This is a genomic window from Microcoleus sp. T3_B1, assembly GCF_036700445.1.
GTDB lineage: Bacteria > Cyanobacteriota > Cyanobacteriia > Cyanobacteriales > Microcoleaceae > Microcoleus.
In genome coordinates this window covers 25,600-43,891 of the sequence record NZ_JAUBOX010000020.1, presented here as the reverse complement: position 1 = coordinate 43,891, position 18,292 = coordinate 25,600, and the positions used below count along the sequence as shown (strand labels likewise).

25 protein-coding genes are annotated in these 18,292 nt (G+C 41.8%); 12 read left to right on the top strand and 13 right to left on the bottom strand.

Annotated elements, in window-relative coordinates:
- Nucleotides 1–105: 105 nt before the first annotated feature.
- On the bottom strand, nt 106–414 hold the full coding sequence (locus tag QT990_RS13355; protein WP_333142398.1) for a hypothetical protein: 309 nt from the start codon (nt 412–414) through the stop codon (nt 106–108).
- 287 nt (nt 415–701) lie between these two features.
- On the opposite strand from QT990_RS13355, the gene QT990_RS13350 reads away from it, so the two are divergent.
- Complete coding sequence (locus QT990_RS13350) at nt 702–2,069, top strand: HlyD family efflux transporter periplasmic adaptor subunit (RefSeq protein WP_333300206.1); 1,368 nt, start codon at nt 702–704, stop codon at nt 2,067–2,069.
- A gap of 181 nt (nt 2,070–2,250) precedes the next feature.
- Nucleotides 2,251–2,373: a hypothetical protein gene (locus QT990_RS13345; RefSeq protein WP_333142396.1), complete on the top strand. Its 123-nt coding sequence runs from the start codon at nt 2,251–2,253 to the stop codon at nt 2,371–2,373.
- 95 nt (nt 2,374–2,468) lie between these two features.
- On the opposite strand, the gene QT990_RS13340 is transcribed toward QT990_RS13345, so the two are convergent.
- The 4 genes from QT990_RS13340 to QT990_RS13325 all read right to left on the bottom strand — a co-directional run bounded on the left by QT990_RS13340 (nt 2,469) and on the right by QT990_RS13325 (nt 4,692).
- Nucleotides 2,469–2,729, bottom strand: coding sequence for a DUF433 domain-containing protein (locus QT990_RS13340; RefSeq protein ID WP_333142395.1), 261 nt, complete (start codon nt 2,727–2,729; stop codon nt 2,469–2,471).
- 227 nt (nt 2,730–2,956) lie between these two features.
- Complete coding sequence (locus QT990_RS13335) at nt 2,957–3,166, bottom strand: CsbD family protein (protein ID WP_333215835.1); 210 nt, start codon at nt 3,164–3,166, stop codon at nt 2,957–2,959.
- A gap of 198 nt (nt 3,167–3,364) precedes the next feature.
- The gene (locus QT990_RS13330; RefSeq protein ID WP_333142394.1) at nt 3,365–4,192 is read right to left on the bottom strand and encodes a PHP domain-containing protein; all 828 of its coding nucleotides are present in this window, start codon (nt 4,190–4,192) and stop codon (nt 3,365–3,367) included.
- Nucleotides 4,193–4,410: 218 nt separating this feature from the next.
- Entirely contained in the window at nt 4,411–4,692 is a 282-nt protein-coding gene (locus QT990_RS13325) for a hypothetical protein (RefSeq protein ID WP_190740781.1), read from the bottom strand.
- 471 nt (nt 4,693–5,163) lie between these two features.
- On the opposite strand from QT990_RS13325, the gene QT990_RS13320 reads away from it, so the two are divergent.
- Nucleotides 5,164–5,490 carry a hypothetical protein gene (locus tag QT990_RS13320; RefSeq protein WP_333142393.1) on the top strand — a complete coding sequence of 109 codons (327 nt, stop codon included), beginning with the start codon at nt 5,164–5,166 and terminating at the stop codon, nt 5,488–5,490.
- Between the two features lie 148 nt (nt 5,491–5,638).
- Here the strand turns inward: QT990_RS13320 and QT990_RS13315 are convergent, their stop codons facing one another.
- Entirely contained in the window at nt 5,639–6,106 is a 468-nt protein-coding gene (locus QT990_RS13315) for a hypothetical protein (protein WP_333142392.1), read from the bottom strand.
- A 55-nt stretch (nt 6,107–6,161) separates the two neighbouring features.
- On the opposite strand from QT990_RS13315, the gene QT990_RS13310 reads away from it, so the two are divergent.
- Complete coding sequence (locus tag QT990_RS13310; protein ID WP_333142391.1) at nt 6,162–6,782, top strand: histidine phosphatase family protein; 621 nt, start codon at nt 6,162–6,164, stop codon at nt 6,780–6,782.
- A 37-nt stretch (nt 6,783–6,819) separates the two neighbouring features.
- Here QT990_RS13310 and QT990_RS13305 read toward each other — a convergent pair whose 3' ends face one another.
- Both QT990_RS13305 and QT990_RS13300 read right to left on the bottom strand, forming a co-directional pair.
- Complete coding sequence (locus QT990_RS13305) at nt 6,820–7,728, bottom strand: HEAT repeat domain-containing protein (RefSeq protein WP_333142390.1); 909 nt, start codon at nt 7,726–7,728, stop codon at nt 6,820–6,822.
- A 3-nt stretch (nt 7,729–7,731) separates the two neighbouring features.
- Entirely contained in the window at nt 7,732–8,088 is a 357-nt protein-coding gene (locus tag QT990_RS13300) for a hypothetical protein (RefSeq protein ID WP_333142389.1), read from the bottom strand.
- Nucleotides 8,089–8,306: 218 nt separating this feature from the next.
- Between QT990_RS13300 and QT990_RS13295 the strand changes: the two genes are divergently transcribed.
- Nucleotides 8,307–9,971, top strand: a complete 1,665-nt coding sequence (locus QT990_RS13295) for an IS1634 family transposase (RefSeq protein ID WP_333142388.1) — start codon at nt 8,307–8,309, stop codon at nt 9,969–9,971.
- A gap of 461 nt (nt 9,972–10,432) precedes the next feature.
- Nucleotides 10,433–10,810, top strand: coding sequence for a VOC family protein (locus QT990_RS13290; protein WP_333465322.1), 378 nt, complete (start codon nt 10,433–10,435; stop codon nt 10,808–10,810).
- Nucleotides 10,811–11,040: 230 nt separating this feature from the next.
- Here the strand turns inward: QT990_RS13290 and QT990_RS13285 are convergent, their stop codons facing one another.
- Nucleotides 11,041–11,316: a hypothetical protein gene (locus tag QT990_RS13285; protein WP_445305438.1), complete on the bottom strand. Its 276-nt coding sequence runs from the start codon at nt 11,314–11,316 to the stop codon at nt 11,041–11,043.
- 63 nt (nt 11,317–11,379) lie between these two features.
- The gene (locus QT990_RS13280; RefSeq protein ID WP_333309057.1) at nt 11,380–12,051 is read right to left on the bottom strand and encodes a phosphoribosyltransferase family protein; all 672 of its coding nucleotides are present in this window, start codon (nt 12,049–12,051) and stop codon (nt 11,380–11,382) included.
- Nucleotides 12,052–12,219: 168 nt separating this feature from the next.
- On the opposite strand from QT990_RS13280, the gene QT990_RS13275 reads away from it, so the two are divergent.
- The 3 genes from QT990_RS13275 to QT990_RS13265 all read left to right on the top strand — a co-directional run bounded on the left by QT990_RS13275 (nt 12,220) and on the right by QT990_RS13265 (nt 15,308).
- Nucleotides 12,220–12,906, top strand: coding sequence for a uracil-DNA glycosylase (locus QT990_RS13275; RefSeq protein WP_333142384.1), 687 nt, complete (start codon nt 12,220–12,222; stop codon nt 12,904–12,906).
- A 223-nt stretch (nt 12,907–13,129) separates the two neighbouring features.
- A complete protein-coding gene (locus tag QT990_RS13270; RefSeq protein ID WP_333465321.1) occupies nt 13,130–14,398 on the top strand; it encodes a DNA methyltransferase in 1,269 nt (422 codons plus the stop codon).
- Complete coding sequence (locus tag QT990_RS13265; protein ID WP_333409123.1) at nt 14,391–15,308, top strand: Bpu10I family restriction endonuclease; 918 nt, start codon at nt 14,391–14,393, stop codon at nt 15,306–15,308. Before QT990_RS13270 ends, QT990_RS13265 begins: the two co-directional genes overlap by 8 nt.
- Nucleotides 15,309–15,339: 31 nt before the next feature.
- Here the strand turns inward: QT990_RS13265 and QT990_RS13260 are convergent, their stop codons facing one another.
- Both QT990_RS13260 and QT990_RS13255 read right to left on the bottom strand, forming a co-directional pair.
- Nucleotides 15,340–15,912, bottom strand: a complete 573-nt coding sequence (locus tag QT990_RS13260; RefSeq protein ID WP_333409122.1) for a hypothetical protein — start codon at nt 15,910–15,912, stop codon at nt 15,340–15,342.
- Between the two features lie 350 nt (nt 15,913–16,262).
- Entirely contained in the window at nt 16,263–16,490 is a 228-nt protein-coding gene (locus tag QT990_RS13255; protein WP_333146542.1) for a hypothetical protein, read from the bottom strand.
- Nucleotides 16,491–16,572: 82 nt separating this feature from the next.
- Here QT990_RS13255 and QT990_RS13250 point away from each other — a divergent pair, with 82 nt between their 5' ends.
- The 3 genes from QT990_RS13250 (at nt 16,573) to QT990_RS13240 (ending at nt 17,494) form a co-directional block, all read left to right on the top strand.
- On the top strand, nt 16,573–16,911 hold the full coding sequence (locus tag QT990_RS13250; protein WP_333146540.1) for a type II toxin-antitoxin system RelE/ParE family toxin: 339 nt from the start codon (nt 16,573–16,575) through the stop codon (nt 16,909–16,911).
- Nucleotides 16,904–17,263, top strand: coding sequence for a transcriptional regulator (locus QT990_RS13245; RefSeq protein ID WP_333105862.1), 360 nt, complete (start codon nt 16,904–16,906; stop codon nt 17,261–17,263). The genes QT990_RS13250 and QT990_RS13245 overlap by 8 nt, the downstream gene beginning before the upstream one ends.
- Nucleotides 17,264–17,371: 108 nt before the next feature.
- Complete coding sequence (locus QT990_RS13240) at nt 17,372–17,494, top strand: hypothetical protein (protein WP_333146538.1); 123 nt, start codon at nt 17,372–17,374, stop codon at nt 17,492–17,494.
- Between the two features lie 77 nt (nt 17,495–17,571).
- Here the strand turns inward: QT990_RS13240 and pyrF are convergent, their stop codons facing one another.
- Nucleotides 17,572–18,282 carry an orotidine-5'-phosphate decarboxylase gene (gene pyrF / locus QT990_RS13235; RefSeq protein ID WP_333465320.1) on the bottom strand — a complete coding sequence of 237 codons (711 nt, stop codon included), beginning with the start codon at nt 18,280–18,282 and terminating at the stop codon, nt 17,572–17,574.
- Between the last annotated feature and the right edge of the window lie 10 nt (nt 18,283–18,292).

The following is an 18,292-nucleotide window of genomic DNA, read 5'->3' as shown; positions in this document are numbered from 1 at the left end:
TTCCCATTAGATGAGTAAATTATATTAACTGGCGATTAGCCGGCCTTTACTATCTCGATAGGGAGCATTACATTTGTTGTAATCATTATTGTCGGCAGTAAGATTTCAAACATTGAAAGTTTCCCATCTTCCATTGTTCTTAATACCGAATCTGGCGCTACCAGGTACATCCCTATCGTTTGCGATGCCCACACCTGCTCGTATTCCATCACCATAGGTGTTTTTGTTATCCCAAAAAATAACCCCATTACCGCGTTGGTTCAACCACCACCGGGCAGCATTTATTGCAGCCCTGACTGCTGTGGGACCCCATTTAATTGCTGCACGGATAAGAGCCGGATTACCCCCCTGTACAGATACTTCTTCCTCAGCGGTGATGTCAGTAAACAAAGGATTGTTATGAATGTCTTTCATTGATGTCTCCTACTTGATTAATGATTTAGTTTGGCTAATGTGATACAATGTAAATGATAAAAAAAAATTATCAATAGACTCAACGCACCTTTACAAAAGATTTATAATTCGGCAGAGTTTTGTGAGTTTTTCGTGAATTTTTATCCTGAAAGCTTTACCCATATTGAATCGTAGGAAATTCCGCAATGTTACTGAGAAACCCCAACCCCGATTTTCTCCCCGTTTCTGGGCAGGATGATTTTTTGCCCCCCGTTAGTGGCTGGACAATTTTTGGGGGCATATTTTTAGTGGGTACAGTGGCGATCGCCTTTACCGTAGCCGCGTTTACCCCCTTACCCGTCACCGTGAAAGCCCCAGCAATGGTGCGCCCCACTGGGGAGGTGAAACTGGTACAAGCACCCACCGAGGGGACTGTGATCGGGATTGATGTGAAAGAAAATCAAACTGTAACTCAAGGACAACCTTTAGTCACTTTAGATGCTTCTCGGTTTAGCACTCGTCAATCCCAACTTCAGGGGGGTGTAGAACAAAATTTGCAACAATTACAACAGATTTCAGAACAATTAAAAAATTTAAACCTGCAACTGGATGCAGAAACAGAAAGAATGAAGCGAACCATAGCTTCTGCTCAAGCGGATTATTTTCGCCTTCAACAAGAATATAATGAACGACGTTTAACTGTACAAGCTCAAGTAAATGAAGCCACAGCTAACTTGCAAGTTGCTGAGCAAGAATTGCAAAAAGCTCAAAGCGATATTAACGCTTCAGAAGCCTCTTTACGTGCTAGTAAGTCAGCTTTAAAAAATGCACAGGAAAAACGAGATCGCTATCAAAGTTTTGGCTTAGATGTATTAAGCCAAAACCAGTTAGAAGAAGCTCAATTAGCGGTCGAACAACAACAAGAAACAGTAGCAGAGCGTGTCGCATTATTGCAAAGTCAAAAACAAACTGTACTGCGTCAGTTTAAATCTGTAGACTCTGCTAAAGCACGTTTACAAGCAGCCTTAGCCAGTCTTAATCCTAGTAATGGAGCGGTGACAATGGCCCAAGAAAAAATTGCTCAGGAAAAAGCCACAGGACAAGGCAGTTTCGCGCGTTTAAAGCAGGAACAAAATAGTTTATTACAGCGTAAAAGTGAACTTGAGAAGCAATTAGGGAGCGAGCGTCAAGAATTATTACAAGTGCAACGCGACCTCCGTAAAACTGTTGTTTCTGCACCCATATCAGGGATTATTCTAAAATTAAACTTACGTAACCCTAATCAAACAGTCCGTACAGGGGAAGAGATTGCTCAAATTTCTCCTAGCAATACTCCTTTGGTGATTAAAGCTAGGGTTTCTACTCAGGATATTGGTAAAGTCAAAATTGGACAAAAATCACAAATGCGGGTGAGCGCTTATCCTTACCCAGATTATGGAATATTAAAAGGAACAGTAACTGCGATTTCTCCTGATTCTCTTAGCCCACAAAATACAGGAAATAATCCTATTATTCCTTATTATGAAGTAACGATTAAACCGGAGCAATTATATTTAAAAGATGATCGGAAAAATGTTTTACAATCTGGGATGGAAATACAAGCAGATATTGTCGCTAAAAATGAAACTGTTTTGAAATTTATTTTACGTAAAGCACGGTTATTAACTGATTTGTAAGCAACTTAGCAAGCTAAACACTAGACCAGACGAAGGGAAAATTTTCCATTGAGGATACAAAGCAATCAACCTTAAAAGCCTGCTACCACTGCCCCATTGAAGCAAATACCCAACCAAGCTGATTTTTGTCTTCTGCACCTAAACCCTATCTATAAGAGATGTCGCAGGAGTTAGCCAGTTTATGCAAATTCAAAAAATAAATCATATCAAACCCAAAGGAACAGATGGATTTGTCGATCGAGCTTTTGGCTGCGGAACCAGATTTTTAACCGGAAATAAACTCGGATTAATGTGGATGAAATAGGGCGTTTTGCCCCAAGTCAGACAGGGAATTAATTCCCTGTTTCATAGCTCTCGAAACAACCCGGATGCTGCCCAAATTTTCATCAAGTTTTAACTTCACTTTAAAACTACCTTTTTTTCACCCACAGAAATTTCCACATAACAATCTCTTGCCAACTCAGCCCCATAAGCAATACAAGCCAAAATGTCTTCTCGTTCAATTCCCGGATATTCCTCAAGCAATTCTTCAAAAGTCATTCCACTAGCGAGAAAGTCAAGAATCAGAGAAACCCAGATGCGATGGCCGCGAATACAGGGTTTGCCAAAGCAGATATTCGAGTCGATTGAGATGCGAGACAGTAAATTATTTTGAGTCATGTCTTTTCAATTAGATATTTTCCATTGATTCATTGTAATGAATTTTAGGGTTGAGTTGGGTGGGGCGGGTTTACAATAGGGACTTCTCCATTGCGCTTGTGAAGGGATATCGCAGGAGTCACCCAGTTTATGCACATTCAAAAAATAAATCATATCAAACCCTATTGATAGCAAAGGATTTGATATGAAGCGAATTCTATTAGCCAGGATTTGGTATAGCGCGGTTTCTACAATTTGTCGATCGACCTTTTGGCTTGATCTGCCAGATTTTTCACCGCATTTTTAGCATCTTCTGCTGCGTGGCGGGCGGCAGCTTCGGCTTGTTTGGCTTTGCCTTCAACCTGGTCTTTTCTGTTGCCCGTGATACTACCGAAAATTTCCTGAGCTTTGCCTTCTAAATTTTTGCCGATCGCCTTAGCTCTGTCTTCTGCACTCATAATAAGCTCCGTTTGGCAAGTTGCTATAGTAACATTGTAAAATTAACTCGGCTGCAATTGCCTTTAACTTCATATTAATTTATATTCTGCTTGACCTCGGTCTTCTTCTGATGATTTACTTTCGGCAAACTCCTCACTCAAAAAACCAAGGATTTTTTTGTGACAACTGTATACATCCGCAAAATTCGTCTTAAAAAACTATTTCAAACTCGCCGCAGCAACTTTAATTGGTTCCAGCAATTCTAACGGCAAATGCAACATATTCAATTGGGTGCTATCTGCTGCTTTCCTTTCCGGATCGGGGCCGTGATAATCGCTGCCACCAGTTGCCAGCAAACCGTAATGAACGCACAAATCTTTCAACTTTTGGATTTGGCTGGAACTGTGGCTGGGATGGTATACTTCAACTCCCATTAAACCAGCATCTACTAATTCTTTTAAGACTTCCTCAACAGCGCCGCCGCGAAATAAATAAGGGTGAGCCCAAACTGGTACTGCGCCACAACTTTTCAGTAAATCAATGCCTTCGACGATCGAGAATTTCTCGTAATGCACATAAGCCGGGCCGTCATCTCCCAGCCAGCGATCGAATGCTTCCCGCGATGATTTCGCGTGACCGGCTTTTACAAGTGCAGAGGCAATGTGAGGCCTTCCCGGTGCCATTCCTGGGGATGTTTTTGGCAGTTCGATCGCGTATCCCATTGCTGCTAATTTTTCGACCATTTCCTGCGATCGGCGAAACCTCCCTTCGAGGCGATCGTTCAAAGGAACTCGCAACTTATTTGCATCGGGATAAAAACCTAAAATGTGCAGCGATCGGCCGTTGTGAACCGTGCTGAGTTCGAGTCCGGGGACTATTTCGATACCGTGCAAAGCAGCGGCAGCGAAGGCTTCATCCCAACCCGACATCGTATCGTGATCCGTGACGGCCAAGGCGCGAACCCCCGATGAAGCGGCCGCGGCTACGAGTTCGGCAGGGGTGAGAGTGCCGTCGGAATAAGTAGTGTGACAGTGGAGTTCTAGCATTTTTTTTGGTAAGTTAAAGTCTGCGAAATCTGCAATTATTCCCCTCACTCACGCGACATCTATCGTCCCTGCGATCGACAAGTTTTTGGGTTATTTCAATCTATTAGCTGTAATAAGTTGTCGCGCCTTTAATTGGGACATTTCTGTTTATTAAAAGCTGGCGTGGGCTGGGCATCTTGCCCGCCTTTTCAGTAGAATTTAGATTCAGAATACCTTAGCTATTTCTTGATTTCTCGCATTGGGTAAAGGACACCCTCTGGCAATTTGGGAGGAACCGGCGATATTTCAATACTTTGTATGTTGTGAACTGGGATAACTACCAGTTTATCTGCCAATTCGAGAATTACCGGGTCTGCTGTCAACATTTTGTGCAGGCGAGTGCCTAAAGTTGCTTGCTCTCCTACTGTTCCCTCTGGCGCAATGAACTGGAAGTGTTGCTGTTTGCCGTTGGTATAGTGGATTGTCAGATTGATAATTCCTTCTTGGTTGGTTGCTTGCATAATTTTTTTCCCTAACAGTCGATCGGGACTTGGCAAAATTAACAATAAATCAAAACTGGCGATCGCACCACGATTGCAAAGCTCGTTGGAAAGCTTTTGACAAGACCAGGCTGTCGGTACGAAAGTCCGGTTACTGCTAATTTTATCACAAAAACTGTACGGAAACTCGCCAACTTACCCAGTATACAATTGCCAGTCGCGCTGTCTTTGCTCCTTAATGCGCGAGATCCTTCGCCAGCAATATTGGGTCGATCGGGCTTTCTTGTATGCCAGTTGGCAAAGTGGCTCAATTTAGCCTGTGTAGCGACTTGACTCAAAGCGGTCTCAAGTCTTACAGCAGAGGCATTTGAGCGCTTTGGGTGTCAAGGTTTTTCGAGGTGGGAACTGTGGAGGTTGAGATAGCGGCATTCTGCTGTCACTGCCGTAGAGGATTTTTTTATAAATTAATAACATAACATTCAGGTACAGCTTATGAAATCCACACTTTGTTTTCCCGAAACTTCTCTTCACTCTAACACCGTTGCTGTTAATAATAATGCTAGTGACTCTTGTATCCTTGCAGCTTGGATTGACTTAGTAGGAGGAGATTTTGAGAGCTTGGGAGGAGATGATTGGCTTCCCTTGTGCGGCGACATTGATGACGGCGAAATTTACCGGGAATGGTTTTTGTGGCAAGACAGCGAAGTGACTCAAGAGTGGGAAGCTTACGATCCCATTACTAATTATCGAGTTGTGGCACCTAGCCGAGAAATGATGATTTCTCAAATCGACAAAATAGAAGATGCCCGAAAAATTTAGTTGAGCGGGAGAAGGTTAAATCTTGATTTTCAACTATCATAAAAATTCTGTTAACAAACCCGGTTTCTCCCAACCACATTAAAGAAACCGGGTTTTTCAGACCCCCACTCTAGGTGTGGGTTGAGTTTCACGGCCCGAACATAATAATTTATGTCGCTACTGCCTTTTGTTTTTCTCGTTCTAATTTGCGCTGCTTCAAGGCGGCCAGATTTTGTTTAATCGTGTCGATCGCAAATCCAGCCCCCTGCTGTTGGTATAATTCGCTGGCACGGATCAAATCTGCAACAGCCTCGTCATCCGATCGCAAATTTGCAAAAGCCAAGGCGCGATTGTGGTAAGCTTCTGCCAAAGTTGAAACTTGTTCTACAGCGCTGGTAAATTTATCTTTGGCTTTGCGGTACTTTCCAGACTGATAAGCCTCAATTCCTTGTTGAAAATAAACGGAAGCTTTACTGCCGCTGTCGGTATCGGGAAATTCTGGGTAAGTTAAAATTGGTTCTTTAAAGAGTACAGAAATGCTGCCCTTGCCGAAGTAAGCCCAAGTCATTGTTCCAAACCCAATCCCCAGCACCAGGGCAATAATGACAGACAGAGCAATAAAATTGGTGAGTTCCATAGAGCAATATTTGTTGTATTATAATATGATAAGTTAATTCCTAACTTCTGCACCAATGGCTGCGCGGATTTACCTTAACTGGAAATGGTTTTTCGGCTCGCTAGCTTTAGTATTGTCGATCGGCTTAATGATTGCAACTGCAAGTTCTGACGCAGCAACCAACGCGCAAACTCAAGCAGGGTGGCAATTGTTGCAGCGGGGTGAGACGGGGTTGGTGGTAGCAATGCGACACGCGATCGCCCCAGGTACGGGAGATCCTGCTAACTTTAAGTTGGGCGACTGTTCCAGCCAGCGCAATTTATCAGCACAGGGAAGAACCCAAGCCAAGCAAATTGGAGCAGAATTTCGCAACCGCAACATCAAAGTTGCCAGAGTTTTATCGAGTCAGTGGTGCCGATGTTTGGAAACAGCAAAATTGATAACTTTAGGCAAAGTCGAACCGTTCCCAGCACTGAATTCGTTCTTTAGGGACAGCAGCACAGAAGCCAGCCAAACAGCAGCAATTCGCAAATTAATTGTGGACAACCGCAATACAAAAGGCGCGATTATTATGGTAACTCATCAAGTAAATATTACCGCGATTACTGATCTTGTACCGCAAAGCGGCGAAGCTGTGATTCTCAAAAGCGATCGAGAAGGTAAAATTAAAATATTCGGACGAATTCGAGGATTTTAAGGAGGTAGAAATTTACAGCAGATTGCGGTTAAAGTTTCTAACAATCCTCTAAAATTTCTAGAAGATAGGAACATTCTTGCCGAACATCAGGTGCTTCATCCGACAAGAGACTCTCAATAATTTTTGGTTCCAGCAAACTCGAATATTGTTCGTCTAGCCTGCACAACTCAATAGCTGCAAGTACGCCCGCCATTCTTTCCTCAGACTCCGACGACATCATCCGGTTAATAGAAGCAAGCAATACATGGTTTGGTGGTGATAGAATCTCAACAAGGTTTCTCGCTGTCTGCCGTACAATCGAATGTCGATCTCCGAGACGTAAGAACATCCACTGCAATAAAATATTGTCACCCTGCGGGAATTCCTGATGCCTTAGATTTCCTAATGTTTCGAGGGCAATCGATCGCACATCCCACTCATCGTCAGCGAGGAGACAAGCCAGTATGGGAGCAACAACAGGATTATCTAAATCTCCTAATTTTGCCGCAGCATTATATCTGACATCATTGCGATCGTCCAGTGTTTCGGTAGCAGCAGCAGCCACAACATCAGGCCACTTGGACTCTGGACTGTTTCCCATCCAAAAATCCTCGTCAAGATCACCAAAATCTCCTATAAATTCGTCTGCTAGGTAGTTCAAGTGAGAATTTACTACAGACACATCTTTGCTAATAGCACCACTAAAGTCTGTTGGCGGATAATCATCCGAAGAAAAACAGCCAATAAATTTCGTTTTCTGCAAATTGGCAGCTTTAAATAAGGTACCATTCAGATGGCAACCAAAGAACTCTACCATTGATAAGTCGAGTCCTTCTAAACTGCAATTTCTTAAGTCACAGAAACTCAGAGTGTCCTTTGGCTTGATAGGAAGCTCATGCTTTGTATCCCGCCAGTTCCTGCCCTGATACGGTGTTTTGTAAGTGTTCTCTAGCTTAATAATATCCATTGATTATTTTCCTAACTGATCTCTCCAAGAGTTTGCCCATCGGGGAATCACCGGATCGTTGCCGTTGCGGTAGTCTTCTGCCCATTGTAGCGCCTCTTCCATTTTTTTAATTTCTCTAGTAATCTTTTCTTTAGGCTCATTAGGCTCAGACGGCAAATCTAGCAATCTTTTTTTTAAATGTGAAATATATTGACGGCACTTTGTATGGTGGAGAGTTCCTTTTTTGAGGGACATTGGCTGGTTTTCTACTCCCCCTTCAAATTGTTCTTTCATCACCATAAAAGCACAACTTCCATCTCCGTACTCTGCCTCTTCCCGATAGAGATCGTTCATAACCTCTTGAGCATCATCTATCGCCATAGCAACTGCACGCGGAAATCTAGATTCTCGATTCTCAATCAACCTAGAATCTGGGGTTGTTGGAGTGACTCTGAGTCTTCTAACCCACATTCCGCAGGTCTTTAAATACAATTGAGGGTTATAAATTTTAAAAATTAAAGCCTGAAGTGATTGCCCCGTAATCACTTCAGGCTTTTTTGAGATACAATGAACGAATTAGGAGCCAAGAGGAAAAAACCATGAATGAGCATCAAGAAGCCATAAAAGTCCTAAATTTAGACCATTTAGGAATAGTAGCAGGCATAATAGACGAGATGGAATTAGTAGAAGAAGTCAATAAAATAGTAGGAATAACAACCCAAGAAATGCTCAGCCCAGGACAAGTCATGAAAGCAATGATTTTGAATGGACTAGGATTTTTAAGCGCCCCATTATACATATTCGAGGAATTTTTCGTAGGAAAAGCAACATCACATCTAATAGGAAAGGGAATATTACCCGAACATCTAAATGACGATAGACTGGGAAGAACCCTTGATAAATATTATCAAGTGGGAACCACAAAACTCTTCACAACAATCGCCATAAAAGCCGCCCATAAATTCCAAGTAAAAATGAACAGCATCCATTTAGATGGAAGTTCAATGTATGTACAAGGAGAATATAAAACCCAAGTTAAAAACAGCGACCAAACAGAAAAAGAACCCGAACCAGAAACATCAGAAATGAAACCAATAGAAATAGTTCACGGATACTCGAGAGACCATCGACCCGACCTCAAACAATTTATCATAGACATGATTGTAACAGGAGACGGAGACATACCACTATATCTAAAAATAGATTCAGGAAACATCGACGACAAAAGCGTATTCGTATCAAGACTAAAAGAATTCAAAAAACAGTGGACATTTGAAGGAATCTGCGTAGCAGACAGCGCCTTATACACCAGGGAAAACCTATCAGCAATGACAGGAATCAAATGGATAACAAGAGTCCCATTAAGCATAAAATCAGCCCAAGAGAAAATCGTAGACATCCAAGAAAGCGAATGGCAATCAAGCTCAAAAAAAGGATATAAGATAGCCGAAAGAGCTAGCGAATATGGAAATATCCAACAAAGATGGTTAGTCATAGAAAGTGAACTCAGAAAACAAGCAAGCATCAAACAAATAGACAAACAAGTAAACAAACAAGAATCAAGCGCCCAAGCCTCGCTACGTAAGCTTTCCCGGCAAAAGTTCGCTTGTGTTGCCGACGCAGAAACCGCCATAAAGAATCTATCAGACACATGGAAATATCACCAAATTACCGAAATTGAATCTCAAGAAAAAAGCCATAAAAAACAAAAACAAACCACCAACAAAGCTAGTAATATAGACACAATATCCTATCAAATAATCGGTAAAATAGAAACCAGACCCGAAATAATATCAGCCGAAAAAATCAAAGCAGGGAGATTTATACTGGCAACAAACATCTTAGATAAAAACGAAATAACCAACCAGCAAATATTAGAAGAATACAAAGACCAACAAAGTAACGAAAGAGGATTTAGATTTTTAAAAGATCCATTATTTTTCACATCAAGCGTCTTCGTGAAAAAACCCGAGAGAGTAGAAGCAATTGCCATGATAATGGGAGTATGTTTATTGGTATATAATCTTGCCCAAAGAAAGTTGAGACAAGAATTAGAATCAGCCAATGCCAGCATCAGAAACCAGGTCAAGAAAATGACAAATAAACCGACAATGCGGTGGGTATTTCAGATGTTTCAAGCCGTACATTTAGTCAACCTCAATGGAGCCGAACAAATAAGCAACTTAACAAAGGAACGTCGGGAGATATTAAATTATTTAGGAAAGGTTTGCGGTCAATATTATTTAATAGTTGAAGATGGGTAACGCGGAAAATACACCGGAGAATATGGTTGAATAAATTCAAATAATTGGCAACATAACAATCATGTTGCCGGAATTTTAGTGTCTAATTTAGGGAAAACCAGTTCAGATATTGCCGAAGGAATATATTGGGAAATATCTGTAAATTCAAATTTCTTATATTTCGCCAAAATCGCAAAAAAATGATACTAAAATTAGAAAAGGTAGGCACAGATATTTTTCCTACACTGAATGTATGATAATCCTTAGTCATTAAAGCCAGAACTGCGGAATGTGGGTTCTAAGATTCTGGTTCTCTTGATTTCCTTTTGGATTCATCTCACTTTGAGTAGTAAAGGGATTGCAGGGCGAGCAATTGATTATACCAAGACTTGCACAGTCACTCCCTTTTAACTCCGAAGTTTTGATATCGCAGTGAATGTTGTATAATATTACCAATTCCCAATTCCCCATTACCAATTTATATGAGTTTCCAATACAGCGCCGCCCTAGTGACTTTAGCAGACCTTGATAAAGAAGTTCTCGTTAAATTTTACACCAAATTTCTCGACATAGAACCAAACCCTTATATTCCCAATACTTATGCTGAATTTCAACTCCCAGGATTAAGACTCGGCATATTCAAACCCAAAGATTCCCACAAATCGGAATTTGCCAATCGAGCAAAAACAGGCATGAGTTTGTGTTTGGAAGTCAGCGATATCGAAACTGCGATCGCCCGAATTTGGGCTTTAGGTTATCCGCCCAGCGGAGAAATTATCAAAGCTTCTCACGGTCTAGAAATCTATGCCTTCGATCCTGCCGGGAACCGCATAATTTTACATCAACCCATGCGAATCTAGGATAATGGCTAATTATTGGTGAACTCTCCATCTTCTCTTCTCTTTCTACCCTACCCTTCGGGAACCCCTGCGGGGAACGGGAACGGCTTCGCCGAACGCGTCTTCGCGGTTCGTTCAAAAAAACATCTAGTTCACAACCCGCTGAGGATTGCTATATAACTTATGCAATTGCTTAACCGCCTTCGCAATGACATTGTAAAACCCGCCTCTACAAATCAAAACTGCCTTAACTATCTAATCAGTTCAGCAAAACTATAAAAACTGATAATTAATATTAATAACAACAAAGCAGTCAAGTGAGTTAGCTGAAATTGAGACCGCGGGTCGAGGGATTCCCGCACCAAAATTGAAAAAGACGAACCAATTATATAACTCAGAGACAGTGCTAAATATTGCCACTGCAATGTTACACTCCACAGCCCCAGCAACATCATCGCCAAAGTCAACATCACCAACTCAACAAAGCGAGGCGGATTGTGCTGAGTAGACAGAATCAAAGTGTCCAACCAATATTGCCAAGGTCTCATGTTTTAGCGATCGAGCTTTTGGATTTAGCCTTCTAGCTTAACCTACGATCGCCATTCTGTTTGTTGCTGCAAACACCTTAAAGCCTCCGCAGTCTCAACCTGCGGAAATTGCCCGTAAAAGCGACTGACACTGTAAAAAGGGTGAGGAGTCTCCAGAACGATCAACTTATCGGCCATCTGGGCCAAAAATCCCATTAAATCTGCCGGGGCGACAGGCGCGCAAATCCACAAAGCCAGCGGTTGCTGCGACTGCAAAGCCTTAGCCGCCACAGCCATTGTCATCCCCGTCGCAATGCCGTCATCTACCAAAATCGCCAAAGCCCCAGCCGCGTTGATATTTGGGCGTCCAGGAGACAAATCTGCCAGCAGAGATTGAGCATTATTTTGAGCCACGGGCAGGGCTGATTTTTGCAAGCGCCAATTCTGCAGCTTTTGCTTTTCCCAGAGGACGTGACCGTCAGCAGTTGCAGCCCCGATCGCCAATTCTAAATTATCTGGGCGAGTAATTTTCTTAGCGACAACCACATCCAAAGGACAGCCCAAGCGACGCGCTATCGGCACAGCAACGGGCAAACCCCCGCGTGGCAAGGCGTAAACAATCGGTTTCACCGCCTGCTGTGTCATTAAACTCAACTTGCCGAACTCGTCCACAACTGCCTCGGCCAGTTTTTCGCCTGCATCGGCGCGATCGTCAAAAAACGGGTTAGAGAACATATTTTTGCCTGTACGAGCTCAACCAAACAATTGGAGATTGTGCCAGTGTTAATTAGGGATTGTGCAATCGACAGCATCGCACACAAGCTTCTAGCCAATCTCAAATCACCAAACCCGATCTAAACTATAAACTCTAGACTCCAAAATATCTCCCTAATTGTAAAATTTATGTCCAGCGACTTGCAACTCAGCCTTTTTGACAACAATCAAAGTGCCACTTTCCAAACAGACTCAATACCAGCAAATGCCAAAATTCCCATTCCTCCGGGCACTTATCAAAATATGGAACAAATCGGCGAGCACTGCAACCGCTGCTACCGCTGCGAATTGGGCAACAGCCGCACTCACGCCGTCATCGGGCGCGGCAATCCTCAAGCCTCAATTTTGATTGTGGGAGAAGCGCCCGGACAAAACGAAGATGAAACCGGATTGCCCTTCGTCGGGCGATCGGGCAAACTGTTAGATAAGATTTTAGAATCCGTGGGATTGAGTGCAGAAACCGACGTATTCATTGCCAACGTCATCAAATGTCGCCCTCCCAACAACCGCCCTCCGACAGCCAAAGAAATCGAAGCTTGCAAACCTTACTTGCTCGAACAAATCCGCATCTTAGACCCCAAAATTATTTTATTAACTGGTGCAACAGCCCTGAAAGGTTTGCTAAGCGACAAGCGGCCCATTAGTAAAATTAGAGGTCAATGGATTGAATGGGAAAATCGTTTGTGTATGCCAATTTTTCACCCGTCGTACTTGCTGCGAAATCCCTCCCGCGAACCGGAAACTCCGAAATGGTTTATGTGGCAAGATATGCAGGCTATCAAGGCTAAATTGGATGAATTCAAAGAGCAATTATAATCAATTTTTCTTGTGGATTTGTAGGCAGGTTTGAGGCACAATCTCGGATTTTTACCCACAATCTTAAAACCCGCCCCCACCCACCGAAAAATTATAATTAATTTTCATGTGTAATTTGTAGGGGGCTGGTTTCACCAACAATCTCTGATTTTTACCTGCCATCTACAAAGCCAGTTCCCGCTTTCCATTCATAAATTTACGCCCCGTAGTAAAAATCCGAATTATGGTTGTCTCTAGTATTTTTAGTGAAACTCCTATCAATAGACAAGAAATTCCTCAAGAACTATTAGACATTGAAGATAAACAACGTACTAATCCACTTCCTTGGAAAGGGCAATTCTCCCCCCAGTTCGTCGAAACTTTAATTGACAAATATGCCAATAAAAATACTGTGATTTTTGATCCATTTTTAGGTAGTGGAACAGTTTTATATGAGGCAGGAAGATTCGGACTGGAAGCCTGCGGAACAGAAATCAATCCAGCCGCTTTAATCCTAGCTAACACTTATAAATTCATCACTATTTCACCAATAAAGCGTGAAAAATGTATCAATTCTTTTCTCACTCAACTAAAAACAGAGATATGGGAGAGAATGCCACTCTTCCAAACAATACAAAAAGAAATTACACCCAATGATTTAATAGATAAAATTGTAGAGGTAGCCGTTGATGATGAAGAAAAGTTACTTAATATTCTACATGAAGTATTAGTGATATTGCTAGACTTAGAAAACAAAAAACTTACCAAATCCAGAGTTTTTACACTGGCGGAAAATATCGCTACTTTTGTCCTTAAACTACCCTATAGTAAAAAGCCGATAAATGCCTACAATGCCGATGCAAGAAACGTTCCCTTACAAAACTCCAGCGTCAATCTTGTGATTACCTCCCCCCCTTATATCAATGTATTTAACTATCATCAGCAGTATCGCGGTTCTACTGAAGCACTAAACTGGAAAATTTTAGAGGTGGCAAAATCCGAGTTTGGTTCTAATCGCAAGCATAGAAGTAATAGATTTCTAACTGTCATTCAATATTGCTTAGACATCGCCTATAGTTTGCAAGAATTGTTAAGAGTATGCAGCCCTAATAGTAGAATAATATTTGTAGTAGGTAAAGAATCAAATATTAGAGGAACGCCGTTTTTAAACGGGGAGTTAGTTGCCGAAGTTGCTCGTCAAGTATTGGGAATTAGCTTAGATATCCGTCAAGAAAGAAGTTTTGTAAATCGTTATGGAAAAACTATCAAAGAAGATATACTACACTTTACAAAAAGAGAAGACTTACAGTATTATTTTGACATACATCAAGCCAGAACTCTTTCTGTAGAAGCTTTAATATCTGCTTATTCCGTAGCGAATGAACAAGTAAAATATGAAATCAAGGATGCTATCGATAAGGCAGCCACAGTACAGCCCTCACCTTATTTCGATCGGCAGCGTTCACGAAAAACCATTGAAATACTCAACCAAAAAGAAGAAAATTATGTTTAATTTAGCTCAACCACATGGGGACAAACTAGCAGCATTACTTGATAACGTGAAATTACCTCCTACAGATAAACGGCGTGTTAATCAAGCAATCGAATACTACAAAAAATGGTTGGAAACGCTTAAAAACATCAGGGGGGATGATCTGAAAGTTGTTCCAGAGATGGTATCCCATCTAACCTCCTATAAGCGATACATTGACGTTGAACTAATTTTTGACAGTGACAATGATTTTTTGTACCGTCAAAAAGGGCAATTAAAACTTGACAACTCAATTATTGAAGAATTTATACCTATCTTAGTTACAACCGTCTTTGCAGATTCATTAAAGGACAAAGAATTATCCTTTGGCCCAACACAGTGTTTTTCATCCCTACGATTTGAGTCAAGTTTAAAACTCAGTCCAAAAGGCGGTGGGATGAGTATTCGAGCCAAGGATCAAGATTTTGCGATTAGTAGAAAAATATTTCTCAAAGCCTCTCATAACCAAGATTTTAAGGAGGCTACCTCCCGCGAGGCAAATATTGCTTATGTTGCGGCTGAGTGTAAAACAAATCTTGATAAAACCATGTTTCAAGAGGGCGCAGCAACTGCCCTGGATGTAAAATTGAGTGTACCAGGAGCCAAGTATTTCTTGCTATGTGAGTGGCTTGATATGTCGCCGATTAGCTCATCACTCACAGCTATTGATGAAATACTAATTTTGAGAAAAGCAAAACGCTTATCGTCTAATATAAGAAGTGCTTTTAGTACGGTAGAGGGAAGAAATAAAAATAAAGATTATTTTGTCAACCATCTCGATAACAACCCCTTTGCACCGGAAGTTTTTATGAGATTTTTAGGTGAGATTGAAGTGATGATTGGTAAAGATGAACTAGACGAAGATGACGTGCTGTCTAGAGGATATTTTTAAGTGTAAAAAAAATCCTCGGAACCCGCGAAAGTTACGGCTTTGCCTGACAATCTCGCAACCACAAACGAATCGCCTCAGCAATTTCGCTTTTCTCCCCCTCTGGCCGCAACAACGGACGAACATCCGCCGCAGTACCAAACCTAGAAACAATTTTTACTAATTCCCATCCGTTCTCGGTTTTAGTTAAAAACAGCCAATGATATTGCTGAATTTCTACTCGTTTTCCCCCGCGATACTGCCGTTCCAAAGTAGTAATGAAAACTTGACTAGCATTTTCAGGAAGCGCATCTTCAAAATTTAAAGGTAACGGTTCAAACTCCGGGCGACCGGCTAAAATTATTTGCGGCAGCGCGTAACCGGGCGGTGTGTTAGTGTTAGGAGAAAAGTGCGATCGCACAATTACGCGATTAGCATAACTCGGCAAATCTTGCAACAGGCGATCGACCAAAGTTTCTAAATCAGCCGGACAGGGCGATCTGGCCCACAAACCATGCCCATTTGCATTTACATTAACATCATCGATTGCCAAATTAACCGCCATAGTTGGAGTCCCAACCACCCACACAATCGCAACCAAAATACTACTTACTGGAAATACATTCAACCTCAGAAAGACTCCTCATCGATCTTAGTCCGCCAATTGTCAAAGCAATGCTCATCTGCTACAATCCCCTATATCTAAACACCATAACACAGCAATATGCAGCGGAGAAAAGCCCTCAGATCCCCCCTCCCTCAAAGAATATGCCTGGAAAAATTCTTAAGCTATACCCCCAATTACAGGAGCCCACAATTTTTATCAGCTTTTAGATAAAATCAAAACTAGACCCGCCCTTTATCCTGGCAAGCGGTTTGGCGGTGGGCGTGGTTGCAGTTTGGCTATGGGCAGTATATACTAACAGTGAGCGCTTGCTTTGATTTGTTATTCAATAGGAGAGCGGATATGAATTTTTTCTATTGGATAATGGGTAATATCAAATGGATTTTTTTGTTTTTTGTTGCGTTATTAATGTTGGCTAGTGGGATGTACTTGTCTCCTTCTTTTGGTTGGTTTGGGTGTTTGTTTGTTTTGTTTTTGTTGTGGTGTTGGCTGTCGATTGGTGATGGATGAAAAACATCTGATGGAGGTTTAAGATTTTTATTATAGTTGTGAACCCGACTTTTTCCACGAAACCATGCCATTTCTACATTTCCGATACCTGGCACTGACCAGAATGAGCTAAAATGTTGCCAATTGATGCTAAGGTTTGTACTAAATGAAATCATGGAAGTCCAACCGAGAGAAATTCAAACCTATGAAACTTTAGAGGGAAAAATACCTTTTGAAGAGTGGCTTGATTCTTTGCGCGATCGCGAAGGGAAAGCTAAAATAAAAGGTAGACTTCAGCGAGTTGCTCTTGGTAATTTAGGAGACTGTAAATCAGTAGGAGAGGGTGTTTCTGAGTTAAAAATTGACTGCGGCCCAGGCTACCGGGTTTATTTTGGAGAAAGAGACTCAACTATTGTACTGCTTCTCTGCGGTGGAGATAAAAGTACCCAAGATCGAGATATTCGCAAGGCCAAAGAATACTGGATAGAATTCAGGAGTAGAAACAATGCCTAAAACCCACAGTTATCATGACTATCTGATTAAATCCCTCCAAGAAATTGAAGAAGCTGCTGCTTATATTCAAGCAATTTTAGAAGAAAAAGAACCGGAATCTGAACTGTTACTGACGGTTCTCAAAGACGTAGTTAAAGCTCAAGATAAACTCTCTATCATGACTGAAGACGAACAACAGAATTGGGAGAAACTTGAGGAATTGTTGAAAGCATCAGGGGGAGAAGAGATTTACCGATTTATGGGTTTGCTGAAGGCTTTAGGATTAAAGACAGATATTGCAGTTAGTCAATGTAAGACTCCAGACGCATCAATGCTAGAATCCCCATCTCGCGTCGAGACTTGTAAATTGTAACGTCTTACCAAATTACTCAAGAGTAGAAACTAGCTATTTTTTTATCTGCTGTAATAATAGCAGCTTAATTTCTTTTCGCCAACCGCAGATATCAGCAGATAAACACAGATGAACGCAGATAAAATTCCCTTGGCGTTCATCGGCGTTTATCGGCGGTTAAAACTGAGAGGTTGCACCATTCTCAATAAGCCTTTTATGAACAGGCTTTCCGGCCTGTTCCACAAAGAGTGAATTTTCTTGTGGAACAGGCATCTTGCCTGTTAAGCGAGAATGGTGCAAGATGTGAGTTAAAAACAACATTCCTCTTGTTATCCCAACTCTTCACAAATACGTGCAAAAGCCGCCGCCGGATCATCTGCAGCAGTAATCGGGCGCCCAATCACCAGATAATCCGCACCAGCTTTCAAAGCCGCCTTCGGAGTCATCGATCGTTTTTGATCGCCTCCATCGGCCCATTTCGGACGCACACCGGGACAAACTAACAGAAAATCATCCCCGCAACTCATTCTTAATTGTTCCACTTCTTGCGGAGAACAAACAGCACCAGCTAAACCAGTTTCCTTAGCCAACAATGCCATGTGTAAAGCATATTCCGGCAACTCCAAAGGTATTTTCAACTCAAAAGCCAACTGTCGCGAATTCAAACTCGTTAACAGGGTAATTGCAATCAACTTAGGACTCGGTTTATCCACAGCCGCCGCCCCTTCAGTCAAAGCCAACTGTGCCGCTTTCAAAGCATCTTTACCACAAGTAGAATGGATCGTCAATAAATCCACATTATACTTAGCAGCCGCCCGACAAGCACCAGCCACAGTATTCGGGATATCGTGAAACTTCAAATCGAGAAAAATCCGCTTTTCCCGCTGTTTTAAAATTTCCAAAATCCCCGGCCCGGAACTCACAAACAGTTCCAAACCCACTTTCCAGAAAGATACATCAGGCAGTTTGTCAAGAAGTGCGATCGCCTCTTCTTGACTCGAAACATCCAAAGCAACAATAATTCGATTATCAGCGTTCATCAGCGTTCAT

What these genes read in the sequence shown, in the direction of transcription:
- QT990_RS13355 (WP_333142398.1), bottom strand. Translation starts at nt 414, where the DNA reads ATGAAAGACATTCATAACAATCCTTTGTTTACTGACATCACCGCTGAG.
- QT990_RS13345 (WP_333142396.1), top strand. Translation starts at nt 2,251, where the DNA reads ATGCAAATTCAAAAAATAAATCATATCAAACCCAAAGGAACAGATGGA.
- QT990_RS13340 (WP_333142395.1), bottom strand. Translation starts at nt 2,729, where the DNA reads ATGACTCAAAATAATTTACTGTCTCGCATCTCAATCGACTCGAATATC.
- QT990_RS13335 (WP_333215835.1), bottom strand. Translation starts at nt 3,166, where the DNA reads ATGAGTGCAGAAGACAGAGCTAAGGCGATCGGCAAAAATTTAGAAGGC.
- QT990_RS13330 (WP_333142394.1), bottom strand. Translation starts at nt 4,192, where the DNA reads ATGCTAGAACTCCACTGTCACACTACTTATTCCGACGGCACTCTCACC.
- QT990_RS13325 (WP_190740781.1), bottom strand. Translation starts at nt 4,692, where the DNA reads ATGCAAGCAACCAACCAAGAAGGAATTATCAATCTGACAATCCACTAT.
- QT990_RS13320 (WP_333142393.1), top strand. Translation starts at nt 5,164, where the DNA reads ATGAAATCCACACTTTGTTTTCCCGAAACTTCTCTTCACTCTAACACC.
- QT990_RS13315 (WP_333142392.1), bottom strand. Translation starts at nt 6,106, where the DNA reads ATGGAACTCACCAATTTTATTGCTCTGTCTGTCATTATTGCCCTGGTG.
- QT990_RS13310 (WP_333142391.1), top strand. Translation starts at nt 6,162, where the DNA reads ATGGCTGCGCGGATTTACCTTAACTGGAAATGGTTTTTCGGCTCGCTA.
- QT990_RS13305 (WP_333142390.1), bottom strand. Translation starts at nt 7,728, where the DNA reads ATGGATATTATTAAGCTAGAGAACACTTACAAAACACCGTATCAGGGC.
- QT990_RS13300 (WP_333142389.1), bottom strand. Translation starts at nt 8,088, where the DNA reads ATGGCGATAGATGATGCTCAAGAGGTTATGAACGATCTCTATCGGGAA.
- QT990_RS13295 (WP_333142388.1), top strand. Translation starts at nt 8,307, where the DNA reads ATGAATGAGCATCAAGAAGCCATAAAAGTCCTAAATTTAGACCATTTA.
- QT990_RS13290 (WP_333465322.1), top strand. Translation starts at nt 10,433, where the DNA reads ATGAGTTTCCAATACAGCGCCGCCCTAGTGACTTTAGCAGACCTTGAT.
- QT990_RS13280 (WP_333309057.1), bottom strand. Translation starts at nt 12,051, where the DNA reads ATGTTCTCTAACCCGTTTTTTGACGATCGCGCCGATGCAGGCGAAAAA.
- QT990_RS13275 (WP_333142384.1), top strand. Translation starts at nt 12,220, where the DNA reads ATGTCCAGCGACTTGCAACTCAGCCTTTTTGACAACAATCAAAGTGCC.
- QT990_RS13270 (WP_333465321.1), top strand. Translation starts at nt 13,130, where the DNA reads ATGGTTGTCTCTAGTATTTTTAGTGAAACTCCTATCAATAGACAAGAA.
- QT990_RS13265 (WP_333409123.1), top strand. Translation starts at nt 14,391, where the DNA reads ATGTTTAATTTAGCTCAACCACATGGGGACAAACTAGCAGCATTACTT.
- QT990_RS13255 (WP_333146542.1), bottom strand. Translation starts at nt 16,490, where the DNA reads ATGGCATGGTTTCGTGGAAAAAGTCGGGTTCACAACTATAATAAAAAT.
- QT990_RS13250 (WP_333146540.1), top strand. Translation starts at nt 16,573, where the DNA reads ATGGAAGTCCAACCGAGAGAAATTCAAACCTATGAAACTTTAGAGGGA.
- QT990_RS13245 (WP_333105862.1), top strand. Translation starts at nt 16,904, where the DNA reads ATGCCTAAAACCCACAGTTATCATGACTATCTGATTAAATCCCTCCAA.
- QT990_RS13240 (WP_333146538.1), top strand. Translation starts at nt 17,372, where the DNA reads ATGAACGCAGATAAAATTCCCTTGGCGTTCATCGGCGTTTATCGGCGG.
- pyrF (WP_333465320.1), bottom strand. Translation starts at nt 18,282, where the DNA reads ATGAACGCTGATAATCGAATTATTGTTGCTTTGGATGTTTCGAGTCAA.